The 13624-nt window shown below is 35.3% G+C and carries 12 protein-coding genes and 1 riboswitch; of the genes, 4 read left to right on the forward strand and 8 right to left on the reverse strand.

Going from position 1 to position 13624, the window contains the following annotated elements:
* Positions 1 to 3 precede the first annotated feature (3 nt).
* The 7 genes from leuB to ilvD all read right to left on the reverse strand — a co-directional run bounded on the left by leuB (position 4) and on the right by ilvD (position 8920).
* Positions 4 to 1059, reverse strand: coding sequence for a 3-isopropylmalate dehydrogenase (gene leuB / locus BHY08_RS09720; RefSeq protein ID WP_071457670.1), 1056 nt, complete (start codon positions 1057 to 1059; stop codon positions 4 to 6).
* Positions 1052 to 2578 carry a 2-isopropylmalate synthase gene (locus BHY08_RS09725; RefSeq protein WP_071457671.1) on the reverse strand — a complete coding sequence of 509 codons (1527 nt, stop codon included), beginning with the start codon at positions 2576 to 2578 and terminating at the stop codon, positions 1052 to 1054. The genes leuB and BHY08_RS09725 overlap by 8 nt, the downstream gene beginning before the upstream one ends.
* A gap of 181 nt (positions 2579 to 2759) precedes the next feature.
* Positions 2760 to 4022, reverse strand: a complete 1263-nt coding sequence (gene ilvA / locus BHY08_RS09730) for a threonine ammonia-lyase IlvA (protein ID WP_071457672.1) — start codon at positions 4020 to 4022, stop codon at positions 2760 to 2762.
* Positions 4023 to 4033: 11 nt separating this feature from the next.
* The gene (gene ilvC / locus BHY08_RS09735) at positions 4034 to 5026 is read right to left on the reverse strand and encodes a ketol-acid reductoisomerase (protein WP_071457673.1); all 993 of its coding nucleotides are present in this window, start codon (positions 5024 to 5026) and stop codon (positions 4034 to 4036) included.
* A gap of 24 nt (positions 5027 to 5050) precedes the next feature.
* Complete coding sequence (ilvN, locus tag BHY08_RS09740) at positions 5051 to 5536, reverse strand: acetolactate synthase small subunit (RefSeq protein WP_071457674.1); 486 nt, start codon at positions 5534 to 5536, stop codon at positions 5051 to 5053.
* Entirely contained in the window at positions 5533 to 7212 is a 1680-nt protein-coding gene (gene ilvB, locus BHY08_RS09745; protein WP_071457675.1) for a biosynthetic-type acetolactate synthase large subunit, read from the reverse strand. The genes ilvN and ilvB overlap by 4 nt, the downstream gene beginning before the upstream one ends.
* A 13-nt stretch (positions 7213 to 7225) precedes the next feature.
* The gene (gene ilvD / locus BHY08_RS09750) at positions 7226 to 8920 is read right to left on the reverse strand and encodes a dihydroxy-acid dehydratase (RefSeq protein ID WP_071457676.1); all 1695 of its coding nucleotides are present in this window, start codon (positions 8918 to 8920) and stop codon (positions 7226 to 7228) included.
* Positions 8921 to 9344: 424 nt separating this feature from the next.
* Between ilvD and BHY08_RS09755 the strand changes: the two genes are divergently transcribed.
* The 4 genes from BHY08_RS09755 (at position 9345) to BHY08_RS11055 (ending at position 11921) form a co-directional block, all read left to right on the forward strand.
* Positions 9345 to 9587, forward strand: coding sequence for a hypothetical protein (locus tag BHY08_RS09755; RefSeq protein ID WP_071457677.1), 243 nt, complete (start codon positions 9345 to 9347; stop codon positions 9585 to 9587).
* Between the two features lie 82 nt (positions 9588 to 9669).
* Positions 9670 to 10773 (forward strand): YibE/F family protein, encoded by a 1104-nt coding sequence (locus BHY08_RS09760; protein ID WP_158563531.1) that lies wholly within the window; start codon positions 9670 to 9672, stop codon positions 10771 to 10773.
* A complete protein-coding gene (locus tag BHY08_RS09765; protein WP_071457679.1) occupies positions 10763 to 11509 on the forward strand; it encodes a YibE/F family protein in 747 nt (248 codons plus the stop codon). Before BHY08_RS09760 ends, BHY08_RS09765 begins: the two co-directional genes overlap by 11 nt.
* 35 nt (positions 11510 to 11544) lie before the next feature.
* Positions 11545 to 11709, forward strand: a riboswitch (M-box (ykoK) riboswitch).
* A 71-nt stretch (positions 11710 to 11780) separates the two neighbouring features.
* Positions 11781 to 11921 carry a hypothetical protein gene (locus BHY08_RS11055; protein ID WP_157093669.1) on the forward strand — a complete coding sequence of 47 codons (141 nt, stop codon included), beginning with the start codon at positions 11781 to 11783 and terminating at the stop codon, positions 11919 to 11921.
* Between the two features lie 499 nt (positions 11922 to 12420).
* Here the strand turns inward: BHY08_RS11055 and BHY08_RS09770 are convergent, their stop codons facing one another.
* Positions 12421 to 13527 (reverse strand): NADH-dependent flavin oxidoreductase, encoded by a 1107-nt coding sequence (locus BHY08_RS09770; protein WP_157093687.1) that lies wholly within the window; start codon positions 13525 to 13527, stop codon positions 12421 to 12423.
* Positions 13528 to 13624: the final 97 nt, after the last annotated feature.

Consider the following 13624-nt stretch of genomic DNA (forward strand, 5'->3'; position numbering starts at 1 on the left):
TGTTTAACCTCCTATAATTTCCATTAATTCCTGACGAATGTGTCGAGTGACATCAGTTGTTGAATAACTTCCACCTAAATCTTTTGTCATAATATCTTTTTTCATCACTTGTCTAACTGCTTCATCCACCATGTCAGCTAATTTATATTGTTTAAAGCTATCTCGTAACATCATCGACACGGAATAAATCATCGATAATGGGTTAGCCACGTTTTGACCCGCAATATCTGGTGCTGATCCATGAATTGGCTCAAATAAATGAATACCTGTTTTAGATAAACTAGAACTAGCTAATACTCCTAAACTTCCAGTTAACACAGAAGCTTCATCACTTAAAATATCGCCAAACATATTTTCAGTCACGATAACATCAAATTCTTTTGGTTTAGTAATCATCACCATCGCACAAGAATCCACTAATTGATGTTCTAGTGTCACATCTGGATAATCTTTACTCACCTCAATTGCCACTTGACGCCATAATTTGCTTGTTGCTAGTACATTTGATTTATCCACCGATGTGACTTTTTTTCGTCTTGTTTGAGCTAATTCAAATGCTGCACGCATGATACGCTCAATCTCTTCTTTTGTATAAATGCATGTATCTAACGCATTTTCTTCATTTAATTCGCGTGATTCACCAAAATAAATACCTCCAGTCAACTCACGAACAATCACAAAATCCGTACCAGTAATTCTATCTTCTTTAATAGGTGATAAATGAACGAGTTCTTCTGAAACTTGAATTGGACGAATATTAGCATACAACGATAATTGTTTTCTAAGTGCTAAAAGTCCGGCTTCTGGTCGTTCTTTACAATGGTCCCACTTTGGTCCACCAATAGCTCCTAGTAAAATCGCATCTGATGACTGACAACTTTCAACTGTTTTTTCAGGAAGTGGTTTCCCAACTGCATCAATCGCAGCTCCACCAACTAATTCCTCAGATACTTCATAATCAAACAAGCCATTTTCTTTAAACACTGATAAAATATCTAGTCCTGCATCCATAATTTCCGGACCAATACCATCACCTTTTAATACTGTAATTTTAGTCACGTTTCTCACCTTCTCTTAGTTTACTAAATGCATTGAGATATGCTTTAGCTGAAGCTGTTAAAATATCAAAATCAATGCCCACTCCATGAACGGATTCCTGTGTTTCAGGGTCAGATACTTCTACATGAACTTCTGCTTGCGCATCTTTTCCACTTGTTAGCGACTCTATTCTAAACGCATCTAATTGAACATCTTTATCCATGATTCGATTAATCGTATTATAAATTGCTTGGATACTTCCAAGTCCTGTTGCTGAATCTGATAATTGGTCATTTTCAGCCGTTTCAATTTCAATCACAGCAGCTTGTTGACCATTTGAAGTAAATTGCAATTGTAAATTCTTTAATTCTAAACTTTGACTTGTGGAAATAGTATTACCAGCAACTAATGCATGAATGTCTCTGTCCAAAATGTTCTTCTTTTTATCTGCCAATACTTTAAACTCATCAAATAAAATTTGTTGTTCCTCTGGAGTTAAGTTCGTATAGCCTAACTCAATTAATTTCTGACCAAATGCATGGCTACCTGATAATTTCCCAAGAGGCAAATGATTCGTTTTTAGTCCAATTAATTGTGGTGTCATAATTTCATAGGTATCAGGATGTTTCAATACCCCATCTTGATGAATGCCTGATTCATGAGCAAATGCATTGCCACCAATAATCGGTTTGGTTTTATGAATTGGGATACCTGACAATCGGCTAATCAAGTCACTCGTCATTTTCGTTTTTTCTAAAATGATATTTGTTTTTGCTTGATAAAAATCTTGTCTAATATGAAGAGCTAGTGCGACTTCTTCAATCGCTGTATTTCCCGCTCGCTCACCAATCCCGTTGATTGTTCCCTCAACTCGTCCCGCACCATTTTCAATGGCCGCTAAAGCATTTGCTGTTGCCATCCCCAAATCATTATGACAATGACAAGAAAAAATCACGTTATCAATATTCTGACAATTTGAGGTAATATATTGAAATAATTCACCATACTCTGTTGGATTTGAATAGCCGACCGTATCTGGAACATTAATAATTGTTGCACCCGCATCAACGGCTGTTTGAATGGCTTTAACTAAAAACTCTTTTTCAGTACGTGTAGCATCTTCCGGAGAAAATTGTACGTTTTCAAACAGTGATTTAGCGTACGCGACGTGCTCTTTAATCGAAGCTAGTACTTCTTCTTCACTCATATGGAGTTTGTATTTCATATGAATCTCACTTGTCGCTAAAAAAACATGGATTTGTGGATGATTCGCGTGTTTTAATGCCTCATATGCAGCATCAATGTCTTTTTTACGACAACGAGCTAATCCAACAACAGTCATCTTATCCACAGCTTTGGCAATTTCTGAAACAGCTTCGAAATCTCCTGGTGATGTGATTGGAAATCCTGCTTCTAATGCATCAATCCCATAACTTTCTAATTGTTTAGCGATTCTTACTTTTTCAGCTGTATTAAAATTAACACCTGGTGTTTGTTCACCATCTCTTAGTGATGTATCAAAAAATTGAATAGTTTTCATCATTATCTCCCCTTTAACAAATTAAAAAGACTCCTCACGTAGAAACATGAGAAGTCTTTCAGTCAAGAATCCCATGTCAGACAAAGTCGAATAGGACCCATAGTGTACTATCTACACTGGGCCCTGCATTAATAATAATCGATAAATGCTTGTCGTTGACTTTGTCATAACACTCTCTCCTTTAGACTAGTAATGTATACAATGATTCATTTTCTTGTAGATTAATATAATTTGGATCAAAAATTGTGAGTCGCTCAATTAACGAAGCGTAGTCAGCATGATTTTGGAGTAAAATACCAATCACAACTGGGCCACTTCCTCGATTAATTTTTTTCGTATACTCAAATTTAGTGATATCATCGTGTGGACCTAAAACGTCTGATACAAACTCTTTTAACGCCCCTGCTCTTTGCGGGAAATTAACCACAAAGTAATGTTTTAATCCTTCATAAATCAGTGAACGTTCTTCAATTTCAGGCATACGCTGAATATCATTATTTCCACCACTGATAATACACACAACGGTTTTACCTTTGATATCATCTTTATAATCATCTAATGCCGTTACTGATAAGGCTCCTGCTGGCTCAACAACGATGGCTTGTTTCGTATAAAGCTCTAAAATCGTGCTACATACTTTTCCAATAGGTACTTCACACACGCCATCTACCAATTCTTGACTGTGTAAAAAAGTCATTGCTCCTACTTCTTGCACAGCTGCCCCATCAACAAACTTATCTAGATGAGATAAGGGTGTCACTTTTTTCTCCTTTAAGGACAATGACATAGAGGCTGCTCCAACCGGCTCGACTCCAATAATTTTTGTTGTTGGACTTTTATCTTTGAAATAGGCACTGATGCCACTGATTAATCCTCCACCACCAATAGGGGTAAAGACGTAATCAGCAGGTGACGCTTCTTTTTTATTTAATTGGTCAACAATTTCAAGAGCCACAGTTCCCTGTCCTGCAATAATGTTTTCATCGTCAAATGGGTTGATAAACGTTAATCCATGTTCTTCACCATAATGAATGGCCATATCTTTCGATTGATCAAACGTATCTCCAACAAGTTTGATTGTCACTTGATCTCCACCAAATGCTTCTACTTGGTTAACTTTTTGTTTTGGTGTCGTCACTGGCATAAAAATCGTAGCAGGAACTCCCATTTTAAAACATGTATAGGCAACTCCTTGTGCATGATTTCCAGCACTGGCACACACCACCCCTTTAGCTAACTTTTCTTTTGATAATTGACTGATAGCATAATATGCTCCACGTAATTTAAACGACCGAACTATTTGTAAGTCTTCACGTTTTAAATATACATCAGCATCGTATTTTTTTGATAAGTAATCATCGTATTGGAGTAGTGTTTTAGTTACCACCGGTTCCAATATATGATTGGCTTTTTCAACTTGTTCACTTGTCACCAACGTCCCCATAGAAACGCCTCCTATTTGTTATTAACAAATGGCATCATGTCTCGCAATTCTTTACCAACTGCTTCGATTTGGTGTCCTTGTTGTTCTTTTCTTAATCCATAGAATTTTTCAAATCCATTTTTGTTATCTTCGATAAATCCTTTAGCAAAAGTTCCATCTTGAATATCAGTTAATACATCTTTCATGCGTGCTTTTGTTTCAGCTGTTACAACACGTGGTCCAGAAACATAATCTCCATATTCAGCAGTATTAGAAATTGAATCACGCATTTTTTCCATACCACCTTCATACATTAAATCAACGATTAATTTTAATTCATGTAATACTTCAAAGTAAGCAATTTCTGGTTGGTATCCAGCTTCTACTAATGTTTCGAATCCTGCTTGAACTAATGCAGTTGTTCCACCACATAATACAGCTTGTTCACCAAATAAATCCGTTTCTGTTTCTTCTTTAAATGTTGTTTCTAAAACCCCAACACGTGTCGCGCCAATTCCTTTAGTGTAAGCTAAAGCGATGTCACGAGCGTTTCCTGTTGCATCTTGTTGTACCGCAAATAATGATGGCACAGCAAATCCTTCTTCAAATGTACGACGAACTAAATGTCCTGGTCCTTTTGGCGCAACCAAGAATACATCCACATCAGCTGGTGGTTGGATTACATCAAAGTGAATATTGAATCCATGCCCAAACGCTAAGGCATTTCCTGCTTCTAAGTATGGAGCAATTTCATTTTTGTATAAATCTCCTTGGATTTCGTCTGGTGCTAAAATCATAATAACGTCAGCTTTTTTTACTGCTTCACTTACTGGGAATACATCAAAGCCAGCTTCTCTTGCAGCATCTGCTGATTTCCCTTCACGGATACCAATAATCACATCATGACCTGTGTCACGTAAGTTTTGTGAGTGGGCATGACCTTGTGAACCATAACCGATGATTGCGATCTTTTTTCCTTCTAACTGATCACCTTGAACTGAATCTTCATAATATACTTTTGCCATAATTAATTCCTCCGATAAATTTTATTATTTTATAGAACTTCTAAGTAACCCTGTAATTCCGGTTCTTGCAAGCTCTTGAATCCCATATACTTTTAATACATCTACTAATGCATCAATTTTTTCACTGCTTCCAGCTATTTGGATGATAATAGATTGACTACTCACATCAATGACACTTGCTCTGAATGGCTCAATCATCGACATAATTTCTTGTCGATTGATACTAGTTGTTGCAACTTTTATCAGTGCCAGTTCTCTCTCTAAATGAGAGTCTGCACTCATATCGATGACTTTTATGACATCAATTTGTTTATTTAGTTGTTTAATCAATTGCTCCATTTGAAAATCCGAGTCAACACTTACAACTATGGTAATTCTTGACACATCAGGGTTTTCTGTGACACCTACAGAAATACTTTCAATATTAAACTGACGTCTAGTGAGTACTCCTGAAATACGATTTAATACACCTGATGTGTTTCTAACTTTCGCTGAAATTATTCGTCTCATCTTTTCACCACCCCAATCATTTCATTATTAGGTTTTCCTGGTGGCACCATTGGCAACACATGCTCTGTTGGTGAGCAATTAATTTCAATTACCATTGGCTCTTTTTCTTTAAACGCCTGAATCAACTCTTCTTCCAATATTTCAGCATTATCTAGTCTGACAGATTTTAAATGATACGCTTCTGCCATTTTTTGAAAATCTGGTTGATTATAAAATACCGATTCAGAACGTCTTTCGTTAAAGAAACTCTCTTGCCACTGACGAACCATACCAAGTGAATGGTTGTTTATCAAAATGACTTTCGGTGCAAGATGATACTGCTCTATGATAGCTAGCTCTTGGTTGGTCATTTGAAAGCCACCATCGCCAACAATAATCACCACTTGTTTATCTGGTTTGGCTAATTGTGCGCCAACACCAGCTGGAATACCGTATCCCATCGTGCCTAAACCACCACTAGTAATCAGTTGATTTTGATATTTAAATGGATAAAATTGGGCTGCCCACATTTGATGTTGACCAACATCTGTGGCGACGATTGCTTCACCATTAGTAATTTTCCCAATAAGTTCAATCGCTCGTTGTGGTTTGATTTCTTCCACAGTTTCTTCATAAGTAAATGGTGCTTCTGTTTGATAATTTTTAACTGTGTCACGCCAATCATCATAGTTTTCTGTATTAAATGTTTCTTTATTTAATAATCGAATGACTTCTTTAGCATCCCCTACAATCGGAATATCTGTTGGAATAATTTTCCCAATTTCAGCTGGATCAATATCCACATGAATAATGGTTTTATCTTTTGCTAAACTTTCTGGGCAACTAGCTAATCGATCATCAAAGCGAGATCCGATATTGATTAACAAATCTGCTTCCATCAATGCTTGATTGGCTGCATAGGAACCATGCATACCACCCATGCCTAAAAATAAATCATTATCTGTTGGTACAATTCCTAAGCCAAGGAGAGTTGATACAACTGGAATTTTTGAATTTTCTAATAATTCTCTAAATTCGGTCGTCCCATCACTGTGATGAATGCCCGCACCAATTAAGAAAACTGGTTTACTTGCTTGATTTATCGCAGTCACGACTTTCTTTATTTGATTAGGATGTGGCATATAATTTGGTTGATAGCTTGGTATATGCACATCGGCTATTTTTTTGACCGGTGTTTCATCTAACGTGATATCTTTTGGTAAATCGATCACCACTGGTCCTTTTCTTCCTGTTGTCGCAATATGAAAAGCTTCTTTAATCACTTTAGGTAAATCTTCTACTTTTCTCACTTGATAGTTATATTTCGTGATAGGAGTAGTTAATCCTAAAATATCGGCTTCTTGAAAAGCATCTTTCCCGATACCACTACTGGCTACTTGACCTGTAAAGACAATTAATGGTACCGAATCACTCATCGCATCGGCTATTCCCGTAATCACATTGGTGGCTCCAGGGCCGCTTGTTACTAAAACGACTCCTGGTTTGCCACTGGCTTTAGCATATCCTTCTGCTGCATGTACCGCTCCTTGTTCATGTCGCGTCAAAATATGCGGAATTTTTTTGTCATACAAGCTATCGTAAAGTGGCAAAACCGCTCCACCTGGATAACCAAATATCATCTCAACATCTTCATCCAATAAGGAATCAATGAATAGCTCTGTTCCTTTTTTATTCATACGACTTGCCCCCTTACTCACCCATCAAATTATCTGGTATTCTCATAATAGCCCCTGTATGTGCTGAGGTTACTAAAGCTGTATATCGTGCTAGATATCCTTTTGTTACTTTTGCTTTAAATGGTTTTTTCTTCGCTTTTCTCTCATCTAATTCATCATAAGATACAGCTAAATTGATTATACGATTCACTAAATCAATTTCAATTTCATCGCCATCTTCAACCAATCCAATTGGTCCACCTTCGGCTGCTTCTGGTGAAATATGTCCTACTGCAATTCCACGTGTCGCACCAGAAAAACGTCCATCAGTAATTAAAGCAACATCTTTTCCTAATCCGCGGCCAACAATACTTGATGTTGGTGCTAGCATCTCTGGCATTCCTGGGCCACCTTTTGGTCCTTCATAACGAATCACCACAACATGTCCTTTTTGTACTGTATGATTATCAATCGCGGCAACAGCTTCATCATGTGAGTCAAAGCAAATCGCTTTTCCTTTAAATACTGAAATAGACGGATCAACCCCTCCAACTTTAATGACACAACCTTCTGGTGCAATATTTCCATAAAGAATTGATAAGCCACCAACAGGACTGTATGCATTCTCTTTTGGTCGAATCACTTCTTCATTGTTAATCAAAGCATTTTGAACGTTTTCTCTAATTGTTTTTCCAGTAACTGTGATACGATCTGGATGAATGGCTCCTTCGATACTAGTTAATTCATTCATGATAGCTGGCACGCCACCTGCTTCATGTACATCATGCATTGAATAAGAAGATGATGGCGCAATTTTTGATAAATAAGGCACACGTTTAGCAATCTCATTAACATCAGATAAGTCATACTCAATTTCTGCTTCATTGGCAATAGCTAATGTATGCAACACCGTATTAGTTGAGCCGCCCATTGCCATATCTAAGGCAAACGCATCATCAATTGCTTCTTTTGTAATAATATCTCGTGGCTTTATTTGTTTTTCTACAAGGTCCATTAAATGAACGGCTGATTGTTTTATTAATTCACGACGCTCATCAGAGACTGCCAACGCTGTTCCATTATAAGGTACAGCCATTCCTAAAACTTCCATTAAACAATTCATTGAATTTGCTGTAAACATTCCTGCACAAGAGCCACATGTTGGGCAAGCATTTTGTTCCATGAATAAGAATTCTTCTTTTGTCATGCCACCTTCTTTAAATGCTCCAACTGCTTCAAACATAGATGATAAGGTTGCAGCCTTACCGGTTGGATCAATCCCTGCTTTCATTGGCCCCCCTGAACAAAAGATGCTTGGTACATTTGTTCTTACAGCTGCCATTAACATGCCTGGTGTGATTTTGTCACAGTTTGGAATATAAAATACCCCATCAAACCAGTGGGCATTAATCACCGTTTCGGCTGCATCCGCAATGATTTCACGACTAGGTAGAGAGTAACGCATGCCAATATGTCCCATCGCAATCCCATCGTCAACGCCAATTGTATTAAACTCAAACGGAATGCCGCCAGCTTCACGAATCGCTTCTTTTGCGATATCTGCTAATTCTCTTAAATGCACATGTCCTGGTACAATATCAATGTATGAATTACAAATAGCAATAAATGGTTTGTTCATGTCTTTGGCATTTTTCACTTGTCCTGTTGCGTACAACAAACTTCTTGCTGGTGCTGCGTCGACACCTTTTTTGATTTTGTCACTTCTCATTATAATTTCCTCCTCTAAGAATAAAAGAAAAAGCATTCCATTTAAGTATGACACTCAATGGAATGCTTTAAGGCAAGAATCCCATTATCTTACAACAAATAGGAACTCGACCTGTAGATGTTTTTTCACCCAACGTGTCCTAGTTCCTAACCTGTAATAAAATAATGACTAAATTATTCTTGCTCTCTCTCATGATAATGTTCCCCTTTAATTGGAATTTGATTAAAATATTATTAAAGTAAATATAGACTTATCTTGTAAAACTGTCAACAGTTTTTTTGATTTTTTTATTTTTAGGTCTTTTTAATCTATTTGTTTTTATGATACAATTTTATTTAATATATTATAAATAGTAACACATTTATTTTTTATTAACCATCATTTTTTGAAAATAGTTAAAGTTTTTATATAGGAGGAATAATCTATGAAATTATATGAACAATATAGAGATACCAAGTCTTATGATGATGATTTTTTAAGATGGTTACTAATCAGAAAACTAAATTTAAAACAACAATTAGCTATTATTTTTGTGCTTTGGATGGTGTGGATTATTTTAGCTCCTAATCTTGTTTTTTGGGTAACTTTTTTCAAATACGCTATCATTATTTCGCTTATAACTGCTTTAATCGTCTTTATTAAAAAAAGATTAAAACTGTTATCTTGAATAGATATCATTAGCCTTCTCATAAAAAATCAGGATAATATAACTATACTGTTATCAATCCTAAAGTATGAGGAGGTTTCTCTTGTTGAAAAAATATAGTTGGAAAGTTCTTTCTGTGGTCATTTTATTATTAAATGCTTGGTGGATTTTCCAAACATTTCAATACGACCACTACCAAGAACCACTTGGTAAAATAACTAAAGTTAAAATAGTAGAAAAAAACGACACCATTGATGAACATCAAAACAAAGATATTATCTCTACCCAACAAATCCATCTAACTCTTTTATCTACAAAAAATAAAGGAAAAGAGCTAACTATTTTAAATAAATTTAGCCAATCACGAATCAAAGATCAAGAGTATAAAACAGGTGATTTAGTCTTTTTGTCTATTAAAGACAACGATTTTTCACAAGCAACTATCATTGACAGTAAACGTGATACTGGACTAGCAATATTGATGTTAGGATTTGTTTTACTACTGATTGTAATTGGGCGAAAAAGTGGTGTAGCATCATTGATTGGATTACTTATCAATACGGGACTATTTTACTTACTTTTGGTTCTGTATGAACATGTCTCGAGTCAATCACTCATTTGGCTTTCTTTATTATTTTTCCCGATTATTGTCGCCAGTACATTAATTGTCTCAAATGGCTGGAACCAAAAAACAAAAATTTCTATACTTACAACTTTATGTAGCACCCTTATTACCTTTGTTCTTGGTGTCAGTATCATTACTTTACTAAAGCATAAAGGACTACGATATGAGGAGATGGAGTTAATAACTAGACCACAACATGTCTTATTTATCTCAAGTTTATTAATTGGGACAATGGGTGCTTCCATGGACATTTCGATTACATTAAGCACTGCCATGAATGAAATCTCTCAAAGGCATAAACAATTAACACCTCAATCATTGTATCAATCAGGGATTCAAGTTGGTTCTGAGGTCATTGGGCCAATGATTAATACCATGTTTTTTTCTTATTTGAGTGGATCGATTCCTTTAATTTTGATTTTTTTAAGAAACGATATGTCGTTTAACTATACGTTTCCTATCTCTCTCTCTCTTGAAATGACACGTGCGTTAATTGGTAGCATTGGGATCGTCTTGACTATTCCCATCACCAGTTACATCGCCAGTATCTTTCTAACAAGGGGGAATCAGTATGAGCGTTAACTTAGTATTATTTATGGTTCTGATTTTTTTATTATGGTATTTTCAACAACGTAAAGGTGTCCTTACTCTTATCACACTAGCTATTAATTTAGCGATGTTATTTGTCATGATTTTGTGTATTAATATAGGATTTTCACCAATTTTTTTAACGATTTTAACGTCGATTTTAATTAGCGCAAATAATTTATTTAATATCAATGGGTACAATGACTCAACTAAATCTGCTTTTATTAGCAGTACTTTTGTCATCTTTTTAATGGTCCTACCGATACTTTTTGTTACCTCAACGTTACATCTTCAAGGAATTCCTCTTGAAGGCCTAATGGAGATGGATATGTATTCCTTACATATTGGAGTATCTTTCGTTGATTTAAGTGTCGCTGTATTATTGATGACCGTCGTTGCAGCGATTAATGATATCGCTATTTCGATTACATCTTCTATGATAGAAATCAAAGAGAAATTACCTGATTTGTCATTATCTGAATGGAAAAAATCCGGTCTAACTGTTGGAAAAGATGTCTTAGGGCCAACGATTAATACATTAATTTTTGCAGCGATTGGTAGCCAATTTGCCTTATTGATTTGGGTATTTGATTTAAAATATAGTCTGACACAGCTAGTGAATAGTAAATTAATTGTGACAGAGTGGGTGGCGATTATTTTTAGTGGTATTAGTATTGCCATCACCATCCCTATCACTATTTTTCTACTCACAAAACAAGTTAATGATTGACAATTCGTTATATTCTGTTAAAATAAAACACGATAAATGAATTTTGTTAGGTGAGGCTCCTATGCAAACACAGGCTATTGCCCAAAAACGTCGAGAGACACCAATGGGTAGAACAGGAATTGTCGTGAAGGCTTTTCATAAGATAGCTAAGATTTTTCTTTACGTTGTATAGTGCTAAAGCTCAACATATTACTTAAAATATGTTCGTTCTTTTAAGTCCTAACCTCTTTATTTGGTTAGGGCTATTTTTAATTTTAGGAGGTGGATGATTATGATAATAGTTGTTGCCATTGCCATTGTTGTTGCACATATTATAGGTCACAATGCTACAGAAATAGTGACAAACGTACCAGCACTATCTGAAGATTTTGACCCTCATCCCACCCTAGTTGGGTGTCGTCGATTTAACTAAGCCTTCCTAACAATTATTTATCGAACAAAAATATCTGTGAAGAAAACAGAAGCTAAAAATGGCTTTTGTTTTTCTGTTTCCTTATATAAAATATAACTGAAGCAAATACGTATTTTAAAAATGTAATCGCTTGCATTTTATTTAGAAATGAGTTAATATGAACTCATAAGGAACTACAATTCCCACAATTAGTTAACAAGATATTTAAATTTTATCAGCTTTATAAGAAAGGTAATGTTTAAAAGATTTGTATCTGATTGACATGTAAACAGAAACACATGTAAGTGAATTAGAAGTTTAAACAATATAGAAAGGCGTGGGAATTTGAAATCTTCCTTATTAACAAAATAAGACCTAACAGGTGTTTAAGATTTATTGGAGAAACAAAAGGCACTCCAATATGAAACGTACGACAAAAAAACACAAAATCCTGTTAGGTCTATTTTTTATCAAAAAATAACTAAATCCTATTATAAAAAAAGAATGATGAGTCATCTCATCATTCTTTTAATCTTTCAGGCATCATAAATTCAAGAAATTCAGTCAACCCATCTTGAATAAACAATTCTTCTCTGTCATACATAGATAAAGACGTTCTAATAAGAGGTTCTTTATTATCCAATATTTTTTGTGCCCAATGAGGATCAATAATCATAGAACGACCAACTGCTACAAAATCAGCATTCTCTAGAACATTTTTGACATCTTTTGAAGTTCTCACATCACCTATTCCAATTAAAGGGACTCTATTATTTATTTTTTGATAAACATATTCAAGCATCGATTTATCCTGATAAGAAGGAGAAACAGATTTACGATTATAATCATTTAAAGAAATATGAAGATAATCCAATCCTTTATTAGATAATTTATCGATTAAGAACAACGTATCTTCAAATTTAATACCAGGATTTTCAAACTCCTCTGGTGAGAATCGATACCCAATAATAAAATTTTCTACCTCTGATTGATCAACTGTATCAATTATTTCATCGACAATAGTATCAATAAAATGGTATCTTTTTTCTAATGTGCCACCCCATTCATCTTTTCGTCGATTAGAATGTGGTGAGAAAAATTGTTGAATAACATAAGTATTTGCTCCATGTATTTCAACTCCATCAAATCCTGCCTTAATCGCACGAATTGTCGCTTTCTTGAAGCTATCGATTAAATGTAAAATATCACTTTCAGTCATTTCACGTGGTATTTCCGCATCTGGTCTTTCTGCGGCTATACTACTGGCTGAAATTGGTTGAGTACCACGCAAAATCTGAGAATCTGTCATTCTTCCAGCATGAAAAATTTGTAGAATAGCTTTGGTGCCATTTTTTTTAATACTACTTGCAAGGCTACTCAAACCAGGAATCTGTCTATCGTCATAAACTCCCAACTCGCCTTCCCAACCTTTACCATCTTCTTGAACGTTAGCCGCAGCTGTGATTACTGCTCCCACACCACCTGAGCGCAACCCATAATAATTTGCTTCATCCGTTGTAATAACGCCATCGTAAAAAGACATCTTAGTTGTCATTGGGGCCATAAACAATCTATTTTTTAATGTTAATCCTCGCTTAAATGTTACACTATCAGTAAAATTCTTCAACATGATCCTCACCTTTTAGGGAATTTTTATATAAATGCATGCGCACGCATTTTATGGATAGTATGTTATAATAAAAAAAGTCTATGAGCAAGCATAA

It is taken from the genome of Vagococcus teuberi, assembly GCF_001870205.1.
Taxonomy (GTDB): domain Bacteria; phylum Bacillota; class Bacilli; order Lactobacillales; family Vagococcaceae; genus Vagococcus; species Vagococcus teuberi.